Here is a 22418-nt window from a genome sequence, read left to right as displayed (position 1 = left end):
ACGGGAGACCGGCCGGGCAGCACTTTCGTTCGGCGGCTCAGGCCGCCTTCTTCTTCAACGCGTCGTAGAAGCGGCCGCCGCTCTCGGCCATGGCGGCCAGCGTGTCCGGCACCGCGAAACGCGGGCCGTGCTTGGCCTCCAGCTCCCGCGCCAGGGCGACAAAGCGCTTCGGCCCCATGAAGTCGATGTAGGACAGTGCCCCCCCGGTGAACGGCGCGAAGCCGAAGCCGAGGATCGAGCCGACATCCGCTTCTCGCGGATCGGTGATCACGCCCTCGCCGACCGTGCGTGCCGCCTCCAGCGCCTGAACCACGAGGAAACGGAGCTTCAACTCGGCCACGTCGATCTCGTCGGCCGGAAGGTGCGTCGCCTGCATGTCGCGGAGTGCAGGCCAGAGCCGCTTCTGACCGCCCTCCGGATAATCGTAAAAGCCCTTCCGATTCTTGCGGCCGAGCCGCCCCTGGTTCTCGACCAGTTCCGTGAGCAGCGCCTTCTGGACGGGATCGACGGCGTCGGGGCCGAGCTGCGCCTCGGTGGCCTTGAGGATCTTCAGGCCGAGGTCGATGCCGACCTCGTCGTTGAGGGAGAGCGGGCCGACCGGCATGCCGGCCATCTTGCCGGCATTCTCGATCATCGCCGGCGGTACGCCCTCGGCGAGCATCCGGTGCCCCTCGTCGAGATAGGCGATGACGCAGCGGTTGGCGAAGAAACCGCGCGAGTCGTTGACCACGATCGGCGTCTTCTTGATCGCGCGCACGAAGTCGAGGGCGGTGGCGATGGCCCGGTCGCCCGTCTCCTCGCCCTTGATGATCTCCACGAGCAGCATCTTCTCCACCGGCGAGAAGAAGTGGATTCCCACGAAATCCTTCGGCCGGGCGGAGGCCTTGGCCAGCCCCGAGATCGGCAGCGTCGAGGTGTTGGAGGCGAAGATCGCGCCCTCCCCGATCACCGCCTCGACCTTGGCGATCACCTCGGCTTTGACCTTCGGATCCTCGAACACCGCCTCGATCACCAGATCGCACTCGGCGAGGTCGGTATAGGCGTCGCTGGCGTGGATGCGGGCGAGCAAGGCGTCGCGGTCGGCGGCCTTGGCGCGGCCCTTGTTGACCCGGTCGGTGACGAGCTTCTGGGCGTGGGCCTTGCCCTTCTCGGCGGCCTCCAGGCTCTGGTCGACGAGCACCACCTCCATGCCGGCATCGGCGCTGACATAGGCGATGCCCGCCCCCATGAAGCCGGCGCCGACGATGCCGATCTTCTTGAGCTTGGTCGGCGGGATGTCCTTCGGGCGCCGGGCGCCCTTGTTGATCTCACCCATGGAGATGAACAGCGTCCGGATCATCGCCTGCGCTTCCTTGGTGCGCAAGATGTTGGTGAAATACCGGCTCTCGACCTTGAGGGCGAGATCCATCGGCAGCTGCAGGCCCTCGTAGACCGAGTGCAGGATCGCCTTGGCGGCCGGGTAATTGTCGTGCGTCTCGCGGCGGTAGATCGCATTGGCCGGCGGCCAGATCATCATGCCGGCCGGCGAGTAGACCTTGCCCGAGGGCGGCTTGAACTTCGGTACGTCCCAGGGGGCGACCGCCGAGCCGCCGGCCTTGATCCAGGCTTTCGCCGTCTCGACGATGTCCTCGCGCTTGGTGACGGCGTGGACGAGGCCCATGCCCTTGGCCATGGGGGCGCGGATCTGCTCGCCCTTGAACAGCATCTGCAGGGCGTCGCCCGTCTGCATCAGGCGCGGCACGCGCTGGGTGCCGCCGCCGCCGGGAAACAGCCCGACCTTGATCTCGGGCAGGCCGACGCGGGTCTTGTCGTCGTCGGACAGGACGCGGTGATGGCAGGACAGGGCGAGCTCGAAGGCGCCGCCGAGGCAGAGCCCGTGGATCGCCGCCGCAAACGGCTTGCCGCAGGTCTCGAGCCCGCGGAAGACGAGGTTGAGCCGGCGCGCACCGTCGAAGAAGAAGCGCATGGCCTCCTCCTCGCCGGCCGTGGCCTTGAGCTTTTCGTACTCGGCGCCGAGGCCCTGGAGCATGGTGAGGTCGGCGCCGCCGGAGAACGCCTCCTTGCCCGAGGTGATGACGCAGCCCTTGATCGCCGCATCGTCCGCGACCGCCTTCACGATCCGCTCCAGCTCGTCCATCACCTCCATGGTGATGACGTTCATCGAGCGGCCCGGCATGTCCCAGGTCGCCAGCGCGATCCCGTCGGCATCGGTCTCGAAGCGGAAATTCGTGTAGGCGCTCATCGCGGATCCTCTGGCGTGGGCGGCGGCCGGCGCCGTCGCTGCGTGCGGCGGGCGCGGCCTCGATGCCGCGCCCGCGAGCCGTAGGTCGTTCTGTTACTTCGGCATCTGCATCGGCTGCTGGCCGGGCACGCCGCCCTTCTGCTCGCCGGCCGCGGCCAGAGAGAGCATGTTCAGGAGGCGCGTGACGGCGGCCTGCGAGATCACGTTGATCTCCGACTTCGGATCGGCGTTGATCGCCTGATACTTCTGGTAGATCGGATCGTCGTAGATGCCCTGCAGGTGCTTCAGGTCGGCGAGGCTGAACTTTTCTGCGTAGTGCTTGGAGATGCCCTCGAGCAGCCCTTTGCGCTGGGTGTCGAATTCGGCGCGGGCGTCCTTGCGGACCTTCTCGGCCTTGTCCTCGGGCATCTGCGCGACGGTCTTTTCCAGGGCGCCGGCGAAGCCCGTATCGAGGGTCTTCAGGATCGTCTTGTCGACGAGCGTCTTCGCGACGGCGATCTTGTCGGCCGTCTCGTCGGCATGGGCCGCGAGCGGCATGCCGAGCGCGAGCACGAGGCCGGCGGTTGCGAACAGTCTCATCATCTTGGCGTTTCTCCGTTTCTTTACGCCGCACGCTCGAGCGTGCGGCGGGTGGCCGCCTTTACCAGCCTTTGCCGGCGGGCTGCCACCTCTCGGTCGTTCCTGCGGCGACGGTTCCCGGCGATGGTCGCCCTCGGCGACCGATCATCGGGCAAGCGCGACTGCGCGTCGCCGCCCGTGCGGCGGACGTCTCGCGATGCGACTGCGTCGTGAGACACCAGCGTTAAACTCTTTCGATGATCGTCGCGGTGCCCATGCCTGCGCCGATGCAGAGCGTGACGAGCGCCCGCTCTTTGCCGGTGCGCTCCAACTCGTCGAGCACGGTGCCCAAGATCATCGCGCCGGTAGCGCCCAGCGGATGGCCCATGGCGATGGCCCCGCCGTTGACGTTCACCCGGGCCGGGTCGAGGTCGAAAGCCTGCTGGAAGCGCAGGACGACGGCGGCGAAGGCCTCGTTGACCTCGAACAGGTCGATGTCGTCGAGGCTCATGCCGGCCCGCGCCAGAACCTTCCGCGTCACGTCGACCGGGCCGGTGAGCATCAGGGCCGGGTCCGAACCGATATTGGCGAACGCCCGAATGCGAGCACGCGGCTTCAAGCCGGCCGCTTGCCCGGCCTCGGCCGAGCCGATCAGCACGGCCGCGGCGCCGTCGACGATGCCGGACGAGTTGCCGGCATGGTGGACGTGGTTCACCGCCTCGACCTCCGGATGCGCGTCGATCGCCACGGCGTCGAAGCCGCCCATCTGGCCCATCTGCACGAAGGAGGCCTTGAGGCTCGCCAGCGACTGCATGTCGGTGGCGGGCCGCATGTGCTCGTCACGTCCCAGCAGCGTCAGGCCGTTGATATCGCGCACCGGCACGACCGAGCCGTCGAACAGGCCCTGGTCCCAGGACTGGCCCGAGCGCTGCTGCGACTGGACGGCGTAGGCGTCGCAATCGTCGCGCGAGAATCCGTATTTGGTTGCGATCAGATCGGCCGAGACGCCCTGCGGCATGAAGTAGGATTTCACCGCGATGGCCGGATCCACCGGCCAGGCGCCACCCGAAGCGCCCAAGCCCACGCGGCTCATCGACTCCACGCCGCCGCCGATCGTCATGTCGTGCTGGCCGGCCATGACCTGTGCCGCGGCGAAGTTGATCGCATCGAGCCCCGAGGCGCAGAAGCGGTTGATCTGCACGCCCGGCACGTGATTGCCGTAGTCGGCCACCAATGCGGCGGCACGGGCGATATCCCCGCCGGCCTCGCCGACGGGATCGACGCAGCCGAGCACCACGTCGTCGATTCGGCGCGTATCGAGATCGTTGCGCTCGGCGAGCGCGCGGAGCGCGGTCTCGGCGAGGCGCAGGGCCGTGACCTCGTGCAGCGCCCCGTCCGGCTTGCCGCGGCCGCGCGGCGTGCGGACGTGATCGTAGATGTAGGCGTCTGCCATGTGCGCTTCCTCTTGCTCACTAGCGCCAACCCCTCTCACCTCTGCGGGAGAGGGTAGCCCGCGAAGCGGGTCGGGAGAGGGGAGCGACATCTCCGGAGAGGGCGCTCCCCTCTCCCGCCTGCTCCACAGGCACCCTACCCCGCAGAGGGGGAGGGTTTCGTAGCGGGTCTAAAACGCCTCCGCCGCCAGCGCCATCGTCGTCTCCGAGCCCGCCTTGATGCGGGTCAGCCGCAGGGCCGTCTCCGGCAGCATCCGCTCCATGTAGAAGCGGCCGGTGATGCGCCGCGCCTCCATCCGCGCCGCGTCGCCGCCCTCGGCCGCGTTCACCGCGGCCGCCCTCGCGATCTTGGCCCACATATAGCCGATGGCGACGAGGCCGAGGAGGTGCATGTAGTCGGTGGCGCCGGCGCCGGCGTGGTCGGGCTTCGCCATCGCGTTCTGCATCAGCCACATCGTCGCCGCCTGCAAGTCGTTCACCGCGGCCTGCAACGGACCGGTGAAGGCTTTGAGCGCCTCGTCCTCATTGTGGTCCTTGATGAAGCCCTGGACCTCGCCCAAAAAGGTCATCATGGCGCGGCCTCCGTCCTTGGGCAGCTTGCGGCCGATCAGGTCCATGGCCTGGATGCCGTTGGCGCCCTCGTAGATCATGGCGATGCGGGCATCGCGCACGAACTGCGACATGCCCCATTCCTCGATGTAGCCGTGGCCGCCGAACATCTGCTGAGCCTCGACCGCGTTGGCGAAGCCCTTGTCGGTAAGCACGCCTTTCACCACCGGGGTCAGCAGCCCGAGCAGGTCGTCGGCGGTCCGGCGCTCTTTCTCGTCGCCCGAGCGGTGGGCGATGTCGGATTGCAGCGCGGTCCAGAGCACCAGCGCGCGGGCGCCCTCGTTGAAGGCGCGGATCTGCATCAGCGTGCGGCGCACGTCGGGATGCACGATGATCGGGTCGGCGGCCTTTTCGGGGTTCTTGGCGCCGGTGAGCGAGCGGCCCTGGAGCCGATCCTTCGCGTAGGCCACGGCGTTCTGGTAGGCCGCCTCGGATTGCGCGAGCCCCTGCACGCCGACGGCAAGACGCGCCTCGTTCATCATCACGAACATCGCAGCGAGGCCCCGGTTCGCCTCGCCGACGAGCCAGCCGGTGGCGCCGTCGTAGTTCATCACGCAGGTGGCGTTGCCGTGGATGCCCATCTTGTGCTCGATCGAGCCGCAGGACACGCCGTTGCGCTCGCCCACCGAACCGTCTGCGTTGACGAGGAACTTCGGCACGACGAACAGCGAGATGCCCTTGGTGCCGGCCGGCGCGCCTTCGATGCGGGCGATGACGAGGTGGACGATGTTCTCGGCGAGGTCGTGCTCGCCGGCAGAAATAAAGATCTTGGTTCCGGTCAGCGCGTAGGAGCCGTCGGCATTCGGCACGGCCTTGGTCTTCAGCATCCCGAGATCGGTGCCGCAATGCGGCTCGGTCAGGTTCATCGTGCCGGTCCAGGCACCCTCGACCATCTTCGGGATGTAGGTCTGTTTCTGCCCTGCGTTGCCGTGCACGAGAAGCGCCGCGACGGCTCCCTGCGTCAGGCCGGGATACATCGTCAGCGCGAGGTTGGCGCCCGATGCGAATTCCGAGATCGCGGTGTTGAGGACGTGCGGCAGGCCTTGCCCGCCGTATTCCTCCGGCACCGAGAGGCCGGCCCAGCCGCCCTCGGCATAGGCGTTGTAGGCGGCCTTGAAGCCTTTCGGGGTCGTGACGCTGCCGTCGGGATGGCGCTGGCAGCCCTGTTGGTCGCCCTCGAGGTTGACCGGCGCGAACACGCTGCCCGCAAGCTTGCCGCCCTCGTTGAGCAGCGCCTCGATCACGTCGTCCGAGGCGTCGGAAAACCCCGGCAGGTTGTCGTAGCGGCGGATCGCGAGGACGTCGTTCAGCAGGAACAGCACGTCCTCGACCGGTGCCCGATAGCTCGGCATCTCGTCATCTCCCCGTGCGCGTATCGCCGACGCGTCTCGATCGTTCATATGTAAACTATCGTAGGTCGTCCGGTAAAGGCCCGCAGCGGCGCCACCGACGGCACCGAACCCGGCTGCCGAGGCCTCGAGGCGATCACCCGGGGTATTAACCCGGAGTTTACCAAGATTGTTAAAGGTCTGCCGGACCGTTCCGGTGTTCGCCCGTTCTGCGCGTTGCTGCCAGTGGGAGAAGACCGACCGAACGACGCTTCCGACCCCGGGTCCGACGATGAGACGTACCGCGACGCTCAGCCTCGAAGGCTTCGATCCCGACGTGATCGAGGCGGCGCGCGAGGTCGCGCAGCGCGCCGGCGTTCCGCTGGAGACCTGGATCGAATCGGTGGTCTCCCCCGAGAAGCCGCAGGGGCGCTCGTCCGCGACCCGGCAGCGCAGCCGCGTCACGGTCCGCGAACCCGCCCTCCTCACCCCGCCTGAGGTCAAGGCTTCCGACGCCAAATCTGCCGGGGCCAAGTCTGCAGAGCCCAAGTTTGCAGAGCCCAAGTTTGCAGAGCCCAAGTTTGCAGAGCCCAAGTTTGCAGAGCCCAAGTTTGCAGAGCCCAAGTTTGCAGAGCCCAAGTCTGCAGAGCCCAAGTCTGCCGAGCCTAAGTCTGCCGAGCCCAAAGCTTCCGAGCCCAGGTCTGCCGAGCCTGCTCCGGCTCCCGCACCGACCCCTGCGGCTGGCGCGACGATCACGCCGCCGAAGCCGAGGGCCGTGAAGCCGTCGGAGCTCGCCCCCCCGGCCGCTCCCGCAGCCGAGCCTGCCGGCGGCTCGATCACCGAGATGATGCGTCGCCTCGATGCGCTCGACCGCTCGCTCAACGAGGACCGCAGCACCCCGCGCGCGGACGCGCAGGCCGGACACGCGGATCACGTCGCCGAGCGTCTCGCCGAGATCGAGCGCCGGATGGGCGATATCAGTGCTCAGATCGGCGGTCCGCGCCCACTCGGCCGCCGTGGCCGCCCCATCGCCGCAGAAATGCGCGAGGCCGTGGAAGAGGTTCGACGCCGCCAGCGCGAGCTCGATTCGGGATCGACGCAGGAGCCGGTCGCGCGCGCCGAGGCCGACGCGCACGTCCCCTCACCGGCCATCGCCGAATTGCAGGCCGAGACCACGCGACTGCGCGAATCGCTCGGCAGCCTCGCCACGGGCCGCGACGTCGGCGCGCTGGAGCAGGCCATGCGCTCGCTCTCCACCGACGTGCAGCGGGCCCGCGAGCCGGCCGAACTTTCCACGCCGATCGCCATGATGCGCCAGCAGGTCGAGAGCCTGGCGGAAGAGTTCGCCGACAACGTCCATGCCCGTCTGGCGGGCGAGGCCGAGCGGCTGGCGAGCCGCGCCGACGGCACGCTCGCCGCCGTCGCGAGCCATGCCGACCGCGGCGCACTCGATGGCGTCCATGGCGAACTCGACGAGATCCGCCAGATGATCGCGGGCCTCGCCGGCCCCGAGCGTATCCAGAGTCTCGCTCAGGGGCTGCAGGCGGTCAGCGGACAGATCGCCGAGCTCCAGAGCCATGTCGACGTCAATCCGGTCCGTGACCTGATCGGCAGGCTCGAGACGATCGGTGAGACCCTGCACCGGCCGGCCGTGCCCTCGGCCGACCTCGCCTCGATGCATACCCTGCTGCGCGGCCTCGCCGAGAAGGTCGACCGCGTCGGCGCCGGCGGCGGCAGCCTCGATGCCCTGGAGAGCCAGGTCGTCACCCTGGCTGAGCGGCTCGACACCCGCGGCGCCGACCCCGCCGTGGCGAGCCTGGAGCGCACCATGGGCGAACTGCTGACGCAGATCGTCTCGCTGCGCGACGAGACGTCCGTGGAGGCCGCCGTCGAGCGTGCCACGCGCAAGGCCCTCTCCGACGCCGTGGGCGGCCAGGGTCCGGCATCTGTCAAGATCGATACGTTCCGCGCCGATCTCGATGACCTGCGCGCCCGCCAGATCTCCGCCGACCAGCGCATGCAGGCGACGATGGAGGGTCTGAACGCGGTGCTGTCGCGGCTCGTCGACCGTCTCGGCATGGCGGAGACCGGCCCCGTCGTCCGCACGGCCGTGCCTGAAGAGACCATCGCGCTCGGCGACCAGCTGCGCGCCTCGACCACGCTCGGTGCGCCGAAGCCCGAGACCATTCCGGTCTCCGCCCCCCGCAGCCGCGTCGCCCGCCGGCCCGAGCCGTCCCTCGATTCCAGCGGCCTCGGCGACGAGCTGCTGGAGCCCGGCGCCGGCCGTCCGGCCCATTCCCGCGGCGCCGCGACCGATGCGTCGGGTGCGTCGGCAGCCGGCGACATCAAGACCAACTTCATCGCCGCCGCCCGCCGTGCGGCGCAGGCGGCTCAGGCGGACATCGTCGCCGAGGCGCCGTCCGCCCCCGAGAAGCGCGATGCCCCGCGCCCTCGTGTGACGCCGACGGCCTCTGCCGCTCCCGGCCTCGTCGGCCGGCTGCTCGGCAGCATCGAAAAGCGCCGCCGCCCTCTGATCCTCGGCCTTGCCGCCGTGGTTCTGGTGCTCGGTGCCTTCCAGGCCTACCAGATGAATTTTGCCGCTTCCGAGGCCGAGCATGCCGCCACCCCGGTGGCAGCTGCCAAGCCGGCTGCCGGCGAAGCGCCTGCTCCCGTGGCTGCGGCCGCTCCCGCCGCGCCGTCGGTGGCGACGGCTCCCGCTGCCGGTCCGCAGACGACGCAGTCGATTGCCGATGCCGCCCTCGTCGATGCGAAGCCCGCCGTGCCTGTCCGCGCCGAGGAGAACGAGGCCCCGGTTCCGCCGGCGCCGGTTCAGGCCGCGATCCCGAAGGTCGCGTCGATGGCCTCGCTCAGCCGCGAGCTGTCCACCGTCCCGGCGGGGCTCGCCAGCCTCAAGCAATCCGCCCTCGACGGCGACGGCGCCGCGATCTACGAGCTTGCCGCCCGCGAGGCCGATGGCCGCGGCATGCCGCGCGACCTCGCCCTCGCCGCCAGACTCTACGAGAAGCTGGCCGAGACCGGTTACGCGCCGGCCCAGTTCAAGCTCGGCAGCTTCTACGAGAAGGGCTCCGGCGTGATCCGCGACCTCGGCCAGGCCAAGACCTGGTACGGTCGCGCCGCCGATCACGGCAACATCCGCGCGATGCATAACCTCGCCGTCCTGAACGCCGAGAACCCGAGCGCCTCCGGCAAACCGGATTTCGCCACCGCCTCGTCCTGGTTCCGCCGCGCGGCGGAGTACGGCGTGCGCGACAGCCAGTACAATCTCGCTGTGCTCTACGCCCGCGGGCTCGGCCTCGCACAGGACCTGATCCAGTCCTATGCCTGGTTCTCGGCCGCCGCGGCACAGGGTGACGAGGAAGCCGGCAAGAAGCGCGACGACGTCGCGGCCAAGCTCTCCCCGAAGGACCTCGCTTCGGCCAAGGCCGTCGCCTCGGCCTACAAGCCTAAGGTCGCCGATCCGGCCGTCAACGATCTGCCGCCCGCCAAGGTCGCCGCCCCCGCGGCGATGTCGCTCCTCGGTGCGCCGCTGCCCGGCTCGCCGGCGGCTGCGCACTTCAACCCCTCCGCTTCGCGCACCGGCGTCTGATCCCGCGCGGCGCATCGATCCCGAAGGATCGTGGTTCTGCGCCCAAACGCCCCGGTTGCCGAAACCGGCCGTTTCTGCGCGTGTACTATCCATGATCGCGGCCGGGTTTCGAACGGCAGTCGGGTACGGCATCGGCCCGAAGCCGGGGTACTGGTTTTTTAAAAAACGGATGTATTACAATAACTTAGAGCGTCCTCTCCGATACGGCCTCCATGAGGATGCTCTGCTGCGCGGGTCTCAGGCGTCGCTGACGGTTCGTAGCGCAGGACCTCCGCGACATCGGCGTCGAGGGCCATTCGTGTGATGTGTGGGCAGGGCCGACCGAGAGCGGGACCTCGCGACTGCTTGGACCGGGAGATCGCATGGCGCGCTTGACCCCGGTGCCGGTGGGCGCCGTCATGCTCGGTATCGCCGGGCTCATTCCGTTTCTCGGATTCGCGGCGCTCGCCGTCAGCGGTTCGGATGGCGGCCTGGGTACGATCGGTCTTTCGCCGCGCACGATCTTGTCCGCCTACGGTGCCGTGATCGCCTCCTTCCTCGGCGGGATCCGCTGGGGCGCGGCCGCGGCGCGGGGCGCCGGCAATGCCGACTACCTCCTGGCGGTGATCCCCTCGCTGCTCGCCTGGGCCGCGCTGGCCGCGCCCGCGCCGTGGGATCTGCGGATGCTGGGCGGGCTCGTGCTGCTCTGGGGCGTCATCGACCAGGACCTGACACGGCGCGGGCTGACGCCGGTCTGGATGGGGCGGCTGCGCCTGATCCTGTCGGGGCTCGCAGGCGTGACGCTGCTGATCGCGGCCTGACATCGACTCGCACCGAACTCCGCCGCTAGTCTCGCAAGCCGCGAACGGAGGTCGATCATGTCCCTTCCCACGCAAACCGAGGTCTTCGTCTGCGGAGCCGGCCCGGCCGGCCTCGCCCTGGCGATCGGCCTGTCCGTGAAGGGCGTTCCGTTCGTCCTCTGCGATCGGCTCGCCGAGGGCCAGAACACCTCGCGCGCCGCCGTCGTCCACGCCCGCACGCTGGAGCGCCTGGAGACGGTCGGGGTGAGCGCCCGTCTCGTCGCCGCCGGCAATCCCGTTCCCACCTTCGCCCTGTGCGCGGGCGACGAGCGCCTCCTGACGATCGATCTCGGCGGCTTGGAGACCGCCTATCCCTACGGCCTGATCGTGCCGCAGGACCGCACCGAGGCGATCCTGCGGGAGCGGCTCGCCGAGGGCGGAGCGGCCGTGAACTGGTGCAGCGAGGTCGTCGGAATCGAGCGGGGCGATGTCGGCGCGACCGTCGCCGTGCGCAGCGACGACGGCGCCGTCCGCGTCGTGCGGGCCCGATGGGTGATCGGCACGGACGGCTTCCACAGCACCGTGCGCGAGGCTGCAAGGATCCCGTTCGCGCACGGCACCTACGCGCAGTCCTTCATCCTCGGCGATGTCGAGGGACACTGGCCGCTGCCGCCGGACGTGATCGCGCTCTATCTCGACGCGGCCGGGCTGATGGTGGCGGCGCCCTTCGGCCCGGGGCATCTGCGGATCGTCGCGACCTGCGACGAGGCCCCGGAGCATCCGTCCCTCGACGCGCTCAACGCCATCGCCCGTGCACGCGGTCCGAAGGGCGCGCGGTTCGAGCGGCTGATCTGGTCGTCGCGCTTCCGCGTCCACCACGGCGTCGCCGCCCGCTATCGCGACGGACCGTTCCTGCTCGCGGGCGACGCTGCCCATGTCCACAGCCCGGCCGGCGGCCAGGGCATGAACACCGGTATCCAGGATGCCCTCAGGCTCGCGGAGCTGCTGGCCGAGACGATCCGCGACGGCCGGCCCGGCGCCCTCGACGCCTACGAGCGCGAACGCCGGCCGGTGGCCGAGGCCGTGGTGCGGATGACGGACCGGATGACCCGCATCGCCTCACTGACCGGCCCGCTGAGCTCCGGTCTGCGCAACCTCGCCCTGCGGGCCGCCGGGACCAGTCCCGGCATCCGCCGTAGGATCGCCGTGCAGCTCGCCGAGCTGAACGCGTGATACCGCTTCCGATCGATCCGTTCGATGCCACGGCCCTTTCCTGGACGCCTGCAGCGAAGCGGACGGTGATCCGGGCAAAGGACGTTCCGAGGGAGCGGATCGACCGGGAGCGGTCTAATCCTTCCCCAGCATGTTGCGGCCGATCGCGAACACCCGCCCGTCGCCGAGGAGGTGGGCCGTAAAACCCTTCGGAAACAGCGGCTCGAAGGCCGCGGCGCGGACGTTGAGCCCACCGGTGAAGGCGCCGAAGGCCGGCATGACGAGGCGGCGTTCGTCCGTGACGAAGCAGCGGCGGCGCACGGAGCGGCCGCGCATGGTGACCTTGCCGCAGGGATGGAGATGGCCGGCGATCTCGCCTTCGCCCCCATCGGCCGCGGGCTCGTGCCGCAGCGTTAGGCCGCCGATCGCCAGGGTCCCGGCATAGCGGCCGCCCACGCCTTCGCTGACCTTCGCGTCGTGGTTCCCGGCGATCCAGATCCAGTCGCGGCCCTCCTGGAGGGCGGCGACCATGGCGCGGTCGCCCGGCTCCAGCCGCTCCGGTCCGCGGGCATCGTGGAAGGAATCGCCGAGCGCGACGACGCAGGCCGGATCGAGCCTGCAGATCACCTCGTGCAGGCAGGCCAGGGTCTCGCGGGTGTCGTAGGGCGGCAGGAACTGGCCCGAGCGCACGGCGAAGGACGAGCCCTTCTCCAGGTGCAGGTCGGAGACGACGAGGGTGCGGTGCGCCGCCAGCCAGAGCGTCCCGGAGCGGTCGAGGGTGAGGGCTTCGCCGGCGAGCATCAGGCCCGCCGCCTTGGTGGTCTTTTCGAGTCTCAGGCCGAGCGCCAAGATTTCGTCCTCATCCATGCATCGCCCCGCGCCATGACCTTTGGCCCGCGGAGAAAGGTGATGCGAAAGCAACATCCAACGGCAGTCCTCTGCCGACGCCAGGGACGCGCCGCTCACGCCAGAGCCTCTCCGAGAAGCTCCGCTTCGGCCTCGGCCAGAATCTCGTCGGCCCCCTCCCCGTAGACCCGCTCGCGCCCGATCTCGAGCATGACGGACACGGAGAGCGGCGAGACGCGGTCGAGTGCCTTGTGGGTGATTCGCCCCTTGATGCGCCTCAGCATCATGCCGAGGCGGGCCACGTCGAGGAGTCCGGTTGCCGCATCCTGCCGCGCCGCGGTGAGCAGCAGGTGATCCGGCTGGTGCTTGCGCAGTACGTCGTAGATCAGGTCGGTCGAGATCGTGACCTGCCGTCCGGTCTTTTTCTGACCTGGGAACCGGCGTTCGATGAGGCCGGCGATGACCGCGCATTGGCGAAACGTCCGCTTCATCATCGCGGATTCGTCGAGCCAGGCTTCGAGGTCGTCGCCGAGCATGTCCTCGTCGAACAGGGCCGCGGTGAAGCCCGGCGCCATGGCGATGCGTTCGCTGACGTCCCGGCTCGTCCAGATCGCGATGCCGTAGTCGTTGGCGGCGAAGCCCAGCGGCCGCAGCCCGGCCCGTTCCAGCCGGCGGGTCAGCAGCATCCCGAGGGTCTGGTGCGCGAGCCGGCCCTCGAACGGGAAGGCGGTGAGGTAGAAGCGGTTGCCGCGCGGAAAGGTCTCGACCAGCAGGTCCTTCTCGCCCGGCAGGACGGAGTGCTTGCGCTGCTGCAGCAGATACTTCGCGAGCTGCGGCGGCAGCCGGTCCCATTCGAATGGGTCGGCGATGATCGCCCGCACCCGTGCGGCGAGAAACGTCGAGAGCGGGAATTTCGAGCCGGCATAGGAGGGGATCGCCGGGTCCTCGGCGCCCTTGGCGCGGGTGACGAGGCATTCGTCTTCCGCCAGCCCTTCGAAGCGCAGGATCTCGCCGGCGAAGAGGAAGGTGTCGCCCACCGTCAGCGTCTCGCCGAACTCTTCCTCGATCTCGCCGAGCACGCGACCAGACTTCGGAACCACCGTGCCGGGTTTGCCGCGAAGATGCCGGGTCATCCGGACCTTGATGCGGGCCGATTCGACGATGGTGCCGACATTCATGCGGTATTGCTGGGCCGTGCGCGCATCGCGCACCCGCCATTTCCCGTCGGTCCCGCGAAGAATTTTTGCGAAGCGCTCGTAGGCACGCAGCGCGTAGCCGCCGGTGGCGACGTAGTCGACGACGCCTTCGAAGGCCTCCCAAGTCAGCCCCTCGTAGGGCGCGGCCGAGACGATCTCGTCGTAGAGGTCGACCGGGTCGAAGGCGTCGGCGCAGGCCATGCCGAGGACGTGCTGGGCGAGCACGTCGAGGCCGCCGAGGCGCGCGTCCGGCGTGTCCTGCGCGGCCTCCTCGACAGCGTCGAGGGCGGCGCGGCATTCGAGCATCTCGAAGCGGTTGCCGGGCACGAGATAGGCTTTCGAGGGCTCGTCCATGCGGTGGTTGGCGCGGCCGATCCGCTGCATGATCCGGCTCGCGCCCTTCGGCGCACCGATATTCACGACGAGGTCGACGTCGCCCCAGTCGATGCCGAGATCGAGCGTCGCCGTGCAGACGATGGCGCGCAGTTGGCCCGCCGCCATCGCCGCCTCGACCCGGCGGCGCTGGGCGGCGTCGAGGGAGCCGTGATGGATCGCGATCGGCAGTGTGTCGTCGTTGAGCCGCCAGAGCTCCTGGAAGGTGTATTCGGCCTGGAGCCGGGTATTGACGAAGACAAGCACCGTGCGGTGCTTGCGGATCAACTGATAGATCGCCGGCATCGACTGCCAGGCGGTGTGGCCGGCGAGCGGCAGGGTCAGGCCGGTATCGAGCATGTGCAGGTCGGCCTTGGCGCTGCCCTGCACGACGATGAGGTCGGCCATGGCCGGGCCATTCCCCTCCCCCCTGTGGGGAGGGGTCAGGGGTGGGGGTGGTGCAGGATCGAGCGTTGTGGTGCCGCCTGCAACACCCCCACCTCCAACGCCTCCCCACAGGGGGGAGGAGAGCGCGTCTGAGGCGCTCTGCGCCACCAGATAGCGCCGCAGCGCGTCTGGCTCGCGCACCGTCGCCGAGAGCCCGATCGTGGTCGCCTCCGGGCTCAGCCGGTGCAGCCGGGCCAGAGCCAGTGAGAGCAGGTCGCCGCGCTTGGAGGTGACGAGGGCGTGCAGCTCGTCGAGCACGATGTGCCGGAGGCCGCCGAGCAACTCCGCCGCCTCGCGGTGCGCCAGCAGCAGCGAGAGCTGCTCGGGCGTCGTCAGCAGGATGTCCGGCGGTTTCGCGATCTGCCGGGTGCGCTTGTGGGCCGGGGTGTCGCCGGTGCGGGTCTCGACACGGATGTCGAGGCCCATCCCGGTGACGGGCGCATCGAGATTGCGCGCGATGTCGACGGCCAGCGCCTTCAGCGGCGAGACGTAGAGCGTGTGCAGCCTCGGCTTCCTGCGAGGGCCCGCCTCGGAGAGGCCGACGAGGCTCGGCAGGAAGCCGGCGAGCGTCTTGCCGGCGCCCGTGGGGGCGACGAGCAGGGCCGAGCGGCCGGCGCGTGCGGTGGCGAGCAAGTCGAGCTGATGCGCCCGCGGCTCCCAGCCGCGGGCGGCGAACCACGCCGCGAAGGCGGGCGGCAGCGGGCCGGCCGCGACGCGCCGTCGTGTCGTGGACGTGCTGGGGGACGTGGACGGACCCGGCATGCTCTCCAGCCGTGGGCATGCGGCACAGGCGTGTCGGCCTACGCTATCAGATCTTCCGGACTTCCGTCAGGAACACCGAGACCGCACCCACGATGTCGTTCATCTGCCGCTCGATCCGATCGGTGGCCGACAGCGAGGTTTCCGCCGAGTGCGAGGATTGCGCCGCCGTGAGCGCCACGGCCTCGATGCTGCTGCCGACCTTCGCCGTGAGGCCGGCGGCGATCCGCGCGCTCCGCCCGATCTCGCCTGCAGCCGCGGCCTGCTCTTCCGCGGTGACGGCGACGGCGGTCGCGGTCTGGTTGATGCCGTCGATCACGGTGCCGATCCGGTCCATCACGGCCGAGGTCTGGTTCGTCGCGTCCTGGATCAGGCCGACCTGATGCGCGATGTCGGCGGTGGCCTTCGCGGTCTGCCCGGCCAGAGCCTTGACCTCGGAGGCCACCACGGCGAAGCCGCGACCGGCCTCGCCGGCCCGGGCCGCCTCGATGGTGGCGTTGAGCGCCAGAAGATTGGTCTGCGCGGCGATCTTGCTGATCATGCCGACCACTTCGCCGATGGTGTGGGACGCCGTCGAGAGGGTCTGGACCCGCTCGCGGGCGCGCCGTGCTTCCTCGACCGCCTCGCCGGTGGCGCGGTTGCTGGCGCTCATCTGCCGCATGATCTCGGCATTCGAGGCGTTGAGCTCCTCCACCGCGGCGGCGACCGACTGGACCGTCGCAACGGTTTCGGCGGCGCCGGCGCTCGCCGCCGAGGCCGAACCCGCCGTCTGGCGCGTCGTGTCGAGGGCCGCGTCGGCCGCGCTGCGCATGGAGCTGGTGGCCTGCTCGGCCTCGGCGACGGCCGCCGTCATCGTGGAATCGAAGCGCCCGATGGCGTCGGCCAGCGAGGTGACGTCGGCCCAGGTCAGCAGGGCGGCAAGATAGTCCCCCGACGTGGAGCGGACGGCCGTGACGTGCAGATCGAGGGTCTTCGGGCCGAGGCGGATCTTGGTGCGCCAGGGCAGGCGATCGGGGTTGCCGACGATCGCGCGTTGATGGGCCGGGTTCTTGTGAAACACGTCCATGGACGATCCGACCATCGCCATCGGATCGACGGTGGCGGGAAGATGCTCGCGCAATCCCTGGAGCGTCTGGACGCTGTAGCGGTTCGCGTAGGTGATCTCGGCGGTAATCGGGTCGAGCAGCAGCACGTTGACGGGAAGGAAATCCATCACGGCTGCATAGTCGATGGCGCGGACGGTTGCGGGTGAGACGGGACGAGGTTTCGCCTGAAGAATTCGCGGAAGTGCCATGGTCAAACCTTTCGGGAAACGCACGACATTTATGACTATCGTATAGTTAACAAGATACTAATTGTCTTCGAAAGAATAGATTTTTGTTTTTATTAAATCCATGATTTCATTGAGATTTAAGCGGTTGTAGCGCGGGCTGGCGCGTTGCGGCGCGTTACGCCAGCGCGAACCGCTCGCTCAAGTCCTGCGCCCGTTCGGTGACCCGACCGACCGCCGCGCCAAGGTGCTCAGCCTCACCGCTGCCGGTCAGGCGGTCTACGTCCAGATCGAAGCCGACCTGAGACAACTGCGGGAAACGGTCTTCGGGGACGTGAGCGCCGCCGACATCGAGGCGGGCATGCACGTGTTCCAGGTCCTGAAGGCCTACGGACGGGCGATGCCCGACGTCGTCGAAAACGCGATCACGCCAGCGCCATCAAAAACCGCTCGCTCAATTCCTGAGCCCGCTCGGTGAGCGGTCCCGGATGGCGGATGAAGACGTGGCAGCCGCCGGGATAGATCGCGGTGTGGCCGCCGTTGCCGGCCGCGGCCCAGCGAGCGGACATGTAGAGCGTGTCGTCGAGGAGAGCGTCGCAGGTGCCGACGGAGAACAGCGCCGGCGGCAGGCCCTTGAGGTCGGCGTAGAGCGGCGAGACGTCGGGCTGGCGGCGGTCGACTTCGCCGCCGCAGAAGCCGTCGGCGAAGGTTTTCAGGTCTCGGGTGTTGTTGACGAGGCGCTCCTCGCCCCAGGCGCGCACGCTCGGCGTCAGGCCGAGATCGAAGAAGCCGCAGTTCAGGTTGGCGCCGCGGAAGGCGCGGGGCTGCTTGTGGTGGTCGCGCAGGCGCAGCAGCGTCGAGACCGCGAGATGCGCCCCGACCGACTCGCCGCCGATGGTGAGCGCCGAGACGTTCAGCGCTGCCTTGCCGGGGCCGGCGAGCCAGAGCGCAGCCGCCTCGCAATCCTCGAGGGCGGCCGGATAGAGGTGCTCGGGCGCGAGCCGGTAGCCCACCGACAGGCAGACGAAGCCGCAGGTGTCGGCGATGCGCTCCAACCAGGGGTCCTGCTCGTCGGAGGCGCCGAATACCCAGCCGCCGCTGTGGAGGTGCAGGTAGGCGCCGCGCGGCTTGCCAACCGCCCTGCCCGCCATCTTGCCCTGCGGGCGGATGACCCGGAGGTCGATCGGGCCGGCCGGCCCGTCGATGGTGATGGTCTCGGCGCGCGACGAGCGCGGCAGCAGCGGAAACGCCTTCGAGCCCTTGGCCCGGAGCGCCCGCGCCTCGGCGATCGGCATCGACCACGGGTCGGGCTGGGCGGCCTGGTCGGCGCGGATCTCCGCGTTGATCCGCCGGGTCTCCGGGTCGATCGTCGCCGGGTCGAACAAGGCGTGATCGATCATGGAGGTTCCCCGGTCGAGACCGGCGCGCGGGCTGCGCCTCTCGATCGTATCGAATTGGACCCGCCCGTTCCGGGTTGCATCTCGTACGGGTCCGCGAAAAGTCGTAACGCTCTGGCCGATGCGCGGTTTCCCGGCGCTGTGTCGCGCGGGCCACGCTCGGTGCGGCTCACAAGGCTCCCAACGAGCGGTGGTCTTTCCTCTGGCCACCGCAGCGGGCGTTTCGTGAGAGAGGCCCACGGCGGCTCCGCGCCCGCGATGCGGCGGCGTTGAGAATCGCGGCCGGGCGCATACCTCTTCGCTTTCAGGGTACGAGACGGGACACGAGGCATGATCGGCGACCAGGATCGACGCAGCCGGGCCACGCCCTACCAGGATCTGCCCGAGGTCGGCGATCCGCGCGCCTACGGGCGGCGGCGTTCCGGCCTGCGCCGCTTCCTCGGCGGCTCGCCGACGGCGGTCTTCCTGAAGCTGTTGTTCCTCTCCGTCCTCGTCGGCGCGGCGATGGCCATGCTCGGCCTCACCCCCGGCCTGCTGTTCTGGCGCCTCTACGATGCCGGCCGCGCCCTGATCGATCTCGGCCTCGAGACCTTCCACGATTTCGGCCGCTGGATCCTGGCCGGCGCCGTGGTGGTGGTGCCGCTCTGGCTGCTCTCGCGGTTTTTCGCGATGGGGAAGTGACGTCCTGCCGGCCCATGAAGCCGACGCCTCACGGGCCGTACGCGGCATAGGCGGAGGCGCACAGCCGCGCTCGCCGACGGCCGGAGGCCTTCGGAGCGGCACGATTTTTCAGGCCGTCCGGCGCTGTTCTGCCGGGCAAAACAAATGATCCGAAGCCGCCGAAACGTGGCTTGCAACGCCCGGCGGAATGGTGTTTAGAGAGCGCCGTTCGGGTCCGCCAGTCACCGCGGACCTGCTGCGAGCGGGTGTAGCTCAGGGGTAGAGCACAACCTTGCCAAGGTTGGGGTCGAGGGTTCGAATCCCTTCGCCCGCTCCAGTTTCTCTTAGTCGAGACGAACGATGTTGAGGCCGCCGCTGGGCGGCCTTTTTCGTTTCCGCCGTGCCGTGAGGCCGACCGGCATTCGTTTCGTTGCGACGCAAGAGGATCACGGCATGGCGATCAAGGCACTCAACGACCGCAAGAAGCTGTCGAGCGATTTCAACGAGGCCAACGATGCCTTCATCGACGAGGTTCTGGGCGCGCTCCAGGCGGGCCGGATCCCGGTCGACCTCGCCCGCGCCTACCTCGCGCATCCGGTGGCGATGATGCACTCCGAGGGCGCGCAGGCGGTCGCCGGATACTTCGACCGGATGCTGGCGCAGCGCCCGAACATCGACTGGACGCCGGGGGAGTAGTCTTACCGGTTTCGGATGGCGCCCGAGCGCCATCGCCGAGACCATCGCCTACTTGCGCGCATGCGAGCGGCGCGCGAAAGTCGGGCATGTCCTACGAGACGATGCACCAGTTCCAGGATCCGCACCCGAACCACCCGCTCTTTGCCGAGCTGAGCGTCGTCGAGACCCTGCGCCCCGTCGAGACCGACGACGGCCGGCCGGTGCCGGCCGGTTCGCGTGGGACGATCGTCGCCGTCTACGGCGGCGGCAAAGCCTACGAGGTCGAGTTCGCGCGCCCCGTCGTGGGCAACTGCACCTTGCGGGCCGACGCCTTGCAGGCGGTCTGAGCTTTCCCGTGCCCGAGTCCGACGACGGGACGCCCGGCCTGACGATCGCCGATCCCAAGATCGGCGACTACCTGCTGAATACCGAGCACCCCGAAGGCGGTGGCAAAGCCAAGTTCTTCCTTGCCCACGGCTTCGGATCGGACGTGCCGGACCTCTTCCTGGCGTCGCTGTTCGCTCATGCCCGACCGAGCCACCTCGCCGGCGAACAGGCCACCGGTTTCGGCACCAAGTTCGTCTACGAAGGCCCCATGATCATGCCGGACGGCTCGACTTGGCGGATCCGCTCGGTCTGGCATCGGCCGTTGGGAGAGACCCGGCGTTTCCTCGTGACCGCCTACCCGTTCTGAGCCCGGCTACGGTCCGATCCGGTCCAGCACCCCTTTGAGGTCGTCCGAGACCGGCGGGGTGCCCTGGCGGTCGTAGAGGTCGCGGAGCTGGCGGCCGATGTCGGCGAGGCTGAGCGAGCCCTTGATGATGAGGCGGTCGGCCTGGTCGTCGAGGCTGGCCTTCTCCTCCCGGGTGATCTCCTTGGCGGTGAGCACCACCACGGGCACGTCGCCGTCGGGGCGGCCGCGCAGCGCCCGCAGGAAGGCGAAGCCGTCCATCACCGGCATCATCAGGTCGAGCAGGATCAGGCTCGGGCGGGCCTCGTCGAGGCGCTCCAGGGCGACGGATCCGTTCTCGGCCTCGCGCACCTGCCAGCCTTCGCGGGTCAATGTGCGGCGCAGGCGCTCGCGGGCGTCGGCGTCGTCGTCGACGAGGAGCACGCTGCCGTCGCGACCGGCGGGGCGGTAGCGCTCCATCGTGTCCTTCAGGGCGTTCCAGTCGATCGGCTTCACGAGATAGTCGGTGGCGCCGAGGACGTGGGCGAGGCTCATCTCGTTGACGACGCTGGTGATGATCACCGGCGTGTCGGCGATCTCCGGGTCGGTGCGGATGGCGTGCAGCACGGCCCAGCCGTCCATGCGCGGCATCTCGATGTCGAGCAGGATCGCCCGGGGCTTCAGCGCGCGCGCCAGCGTCAGCCCGGCGCGTCCGTCGTTGGCGGTGCGGACGCGGAACCCCTCGCGTTCGAGGAAGCGCTGCAGCAGTTCGCGGGCGGAGGGGTCATCGTCGACGAGGAGCACCACGTCCTGGTGGGCGTTCTCCTCGGCGGTGATCCGGCGCACGAGCTCGGTCACGCTCGCGGCCTGCGCCTCCTCTTCTTCGGAGGCCAGCGTCACGGGCACGCGGATCGTGAAGGTCGCGCCCTCGCCGAAGGTGCTCTCGACGCCGATCGCGCCGCCCATGCGCTCGCAGAAGGCGCGGGTGATGGCGAGACCTAAGCCCGAGCCGCCGAACTGGCGCGTGGTGGATTCGTCGGCCTGGGCGAAGCGCTCGAACAGCCGCCCCATCTGTTCCTCGGTCAGCCCGATGCCGCTGTCGGTCACGGAGAATTGCAGCCAGTCGGCGTCGGCGTCGCTGTAGCGTTCGGCCTTCAGCGTGATCCGGCCGTCCTCGGTGAACTTCGCGGCATTGCCGATCAGGTTGATCAGCGCCTGGCGCAGCTTGAGCTGGTCCTGGTGCATCGCGCCGAGATCGGGGGCGAGATCGAGGCCGAAGCTGTTGCGCTTCTTGGCGATGAGCGATTGCGTCGCCGCGGTGACGTCCTCGATCAGGGCGTCGACGGCGAAGGTCTCGGCCGAGAGCGTCATGCGCCCGGCCTCGATCTTCGAGATATCGAGCACGTCGTTGATCATGCCGAGCAGGTGCCGGGCCGACGCCTCGATCTTGCGCAGGTCCGGCAGCAGGCCCGGCTGGTCGAGGTCTTCGAGTTCCTCGGCCAACATCTCGGAATAGCCGATCACGGCCGAGAGCGGCGTACGCAGTTCGTGGCTCATGTTGGCCAGGAACTGGCTCTTGGCGAGGTTGGCGGCCTCGGCCGCGGCGCGGGCGCGCTCGGATTCGGCCTCGGCCTCCTTGCGGGCTGTGATGTCGATGTTGATGCCGACCCATTCACGGATGCTGCCGTCCATGGCGAGCACCGGCACGCCGCGGACCTCGAGGTCGCGCCATTCCCCGTCGTGGCGGAGCAGGCGGTAGTCGATCGCGTAGGGCTGTACGCTTTCGACGCAATTCGCCCAGACTTCGGCCGCCCGCGCCCGGTCGTCCGGATGCACGGCCTCGATCCAGCCCCAGCCCTGGTAGGCCTCCTCGGTCTGGCCGGTATAGGCGGCCCAGCGCGGCTGCGGCGGCAGCAATTCGCCCTGCGCGTTGGTGTTCCAGATCACGGCGGCCGAGGCGTCGATCAGGGCGCGGAAACGCTCCTCCGACAAACGAAGGCGTTCCTCGGCCTCGCGAGTCTCGGTGATATCGGTGTTGGTGCCGTACCAGCGCCGGATCCCGCCATCCGCGTCGCGCACCGGCACGGCCAGCGACAGGAACCAGCGGTAGCTGCCATCGGCGGCGCGCAGCGGAAAGGTGTCCTCCCACGGTTCGCCACGGGCGATCGAGCGCGCGAAGGTGTTGGCAGCGCGCTCCAGGTGGTCGGGATGGTGGACCTTGCGCCAGCCCGCGCCCTGCATCGCCTCGGGCGTAGTGCCGGTGTAGTCGTACCAGCGCCGGTTGTACCAGACGAGGCTGCCATCCGGCTCCGCGATCCAGGCGAATTGCGGCATCGCATC

16 protein-coding genes, 1 tRNA gene and 2 pseudogenes are annotated in these 22418 nt (G+C 69.2%); 8 read left to right on the top strand and 11 right to left on the bottom strand.

Going from position 1 to position 22418, the window contains the following annotated elements:
- Positions 1-37: 37 nt before the first annotated feature.
- The 5 genes and pseudogenes from MFF07_RS10645 to MFF07_RS22710 all read right to left on the bottom strand — a co-directional run.
- A complete protein-coding gene (locus tag MFF07_RS10645) occupies positions 38-2242 on the bottom strand; it encodes a 3-hydroxyacyl-CoA dehydrogenase NAD-binding domain-containing protein (RefSeq protein ID WP_147816778.1) in 2205 nt (734 codons plus the stop codon).
- Between the two features lie 93 nt (positions 2243-2335).
- Positions 2336-2824 (bottom strand): DUF2059 domain-containing protein, encoded by a 489-nt coding sequence (locus MFF07_RS10640; protein WP_147816779.1) that lies wholly within the window; start codon positions 2822-2824, stop codon positions 2336-2338.
- Positions 2825-3044: 220 nt separating this feature from the next.
- Positions 3045-4253 (bottom strand): acetyl-CoA C-acetyltransferase, encoded by a 1209-nt coding sequence (locus tag MFF07_RS10635; RefSeq protein WP_147816780.1) that lies wholly within the window; start codon positions 4251-4253, stop codon positions 3045-3047.
- A 168-nt stretch (positions 4254-4421) separates the two neighbouring features.
- The gene (locus tag MFF07_RS10630; RefSeq protein WP_147816781.1) at positions 4422-6212 is read right to left on the bottom strand and encodes an acyl-CoA dehydrogenase C-terminal domain-containing protein; all 1791 of its coding nucleotides are present in this window, start codon (positions 6210-6212) and stop codon (positions 4422-4424) included.
- 561 nt (positions 6213-6773) lie between these two features.
- Positions 6774-6944, bottom strand: a pseudogene (locus MFF07_RS22710) (hypothetical protein); the annotation flags it as partial.
- Positions 6945-9030: 2086 nt separating this feature from the next.
- On the opposite strand from MFF07_RS22710, the pseudogene MFF07_RS22780 reads away from it, so the two are divergent.
- The 3 genes and pseudogenes from MFF07_RS22780 to MFF07_RS10615 form a co-directional block, all read left to right on the top strand.
- Positions 9031-9795, top strand: a pseudogene (locus tag MFF07_RS22780) (tetratricopeptide repeat protein); the annotation flags it as partial.
- A gap of 362 nt (positions 9796-10157) precedes the next feature.
- A complete protein-coding gene (locus tag MFF07_RS10620) occupies positions 10158-10595 on the top strand; it encodes a DUF3429 domain-containing protein (protein WP_147816783.1) in 438 nt (145 codons plus the stop codon).
- A 57-nt stretch (positions 10596-10652) separates the two neighbouring features.
- Positions 10653-11807 (top strand): FAD-dependent monooxygenase, encoded by a 1155-nt coding sequence (locus MFF07_RS10615; protein WP_147816784.1) that lies wholly within the window; start codon positions 10653-10655, stop codon positions 11805-11807.
- Positions 11808-11921: 114 nt separating this feature from the next.
- On the opposite strand, the gene pdeM is transcribed toward MFF07_RS10615, so the two are convergent.
- From pdeM to MFF07_RS10590, 5 genes are all read right to left on the bottom strand, one after another.
- Positions 11922-12635: a ligase-associated DNA damage response endonuclease PdeM gene (pdeM, locus tag MFF07_RS10610; RefSeq protein ID WP_238231974.1), complete on the bottom strand. Its 714-nt coding sequence runs from the start codon at positions 12633-12635 to the stop codon at positions 11922-11924.
- Between the two features lie 113 nt (positions 12636-12748).
- A complete protein-coding gene (locus tag MFF07_RS10605) occupies positions 12749-15409 on the bottom strand; it encodes a ligase-associated DNA damage response DEXH box helicase (protein WP_147816785.1) in 2661 nt (886 codons plus the stop codon).
- A 46-nt stretch (positions 15410-15455) separates the two neighbouring features.
- The gene (locus MFF07_RS10600) at positions 15456-16619 is read right to left on the bottom strand and encodes a methyl-accepting chemotaxis protein (protein ID WP_238231872.1); all 1164 of its coding nucleotides are present in this window, start codon (positions 16617-16619) and stop codon (positions 15456-15458) included.
- A gap of 235 nt (positions 16620-16854) precedes the next feature.
- Positions 16855-17043: a hypothetical protein gene (locus tag MFF07_RS10595; protein WP_187272485.1), complete on the bottom strand. Its 189-nt coding sequence runs from the start codon at positions 17041-17043 to the stop codon at positions 16855-16857.
- Positions 17044-17101: 58 nt separating this feature from the next.
- Positions 17102-18076 carry an alpha/beta hydrolase gene (locus MFF07_RS10590; protein WP_147816787.1) on the bottom strand — a complete coding sequence of 325 codons (975 nt, stop codon included), beginning with the start codon at positions 18074-18076 and terminating at the stop codon, positions 17102-17104.
- A 327-nt stretch (positions 18077-18403) separates the two neighbouring features.
- Between MFF07_RS10590 and MFF07_RS10585 the strand changes: the two genes are divergently transcribed.
- The 5 genes from MFF07_RS10585 to MFF07_RS10565 all read left to right on the top strand — a co-directional run bounded on the left by MFF07_RS10585 (position 18404) and on the right by MFF07_RS10565 (position 20102).
- Positions 18404-18754: a DUF6460 domain-containing protein gene (locus MFF07_RS10585; protein WP_147816788.1), complete on the top strand. Its 351-nt coding sequence runs from the start codon at positions 18404-18406 to the stop codon at positions 18752-18754.
- Between the two features lie 241 nt (positions 18755-18995).
- Positions 18996-19070: transfer RNA gene (locus MFF07_RS10580), tRNA-Gly, on the top strand.
- 116 nt (positions 19071-19186) lie between these two features.
- Positions 19187-19429, top strand: coding sequence for a hypothetical protein (locus MFF07_RS10575; RefSeq protein ID WP_147816789.1), 243 nt, complete (start codon positions 19187-19189; stop codon positions 19427-19429).
- An 86-nt stretch (positions 19430-19515) separates the two neighbouring features.
- On the top strand, positions 19516-19755 hold the full coding sequence (locus MFF07_RS10570) for a DUF4926 domain-containing protein (RefSeq protein ID WP_238231870.1): 240 nt from the start codon (positions 19516-19518) through the stop codon (positions 19753-19755).
- Positions 19756-19763: 8 nt separating this feature from the next.
- Positions 19764-20102, top strand: a complete 339-nt coding sequence (locus MFF07_RS10565) for a DUF6883 domain-containing protein (protein ID WP_147816790.1) — start codon at positions 19764-19766, stop codon at positions 20100-20102.
- A gap of 6 nt (positions 20103-20108) precedes the next feature.
- Here MFF07_RS10565 and MFF07_RS10560 read toward each other — a convergent pair whose 3' ends face one another.
- Positions 20109-22412 carry a hybrid sensor histidine kinase/response regulator gene (locus MFF07_RS10560; RefSeq protein WP_147816807.1) on the bottom strand — a complete coding sequence of 768 codons (2304 nt, stop codon included), beginning with the start codon at positions 22410-22412 and terminating at the stop codon, positions 20109-20111.
- Between the last annotated feature and the right edge of the window lie 6 nt (positions 22413-22418).

Origin of the sequence: Methylobacterium thuringiense (genome assembly GCF_022179645.1) — a bacterium.
Taxonomy (GTDB): domain Bacteria; phylum Pseudomonadota; class Alphaproteobacteria; order Rhizobiales; family Beijerinckiaceae; genus Methylobacterium; species Methylobacterium thuringiense.
Note: the sequence above shows the minus strand (reverse complement) of the source record. Positions and strands in the feature narration are given on the sequence as shown.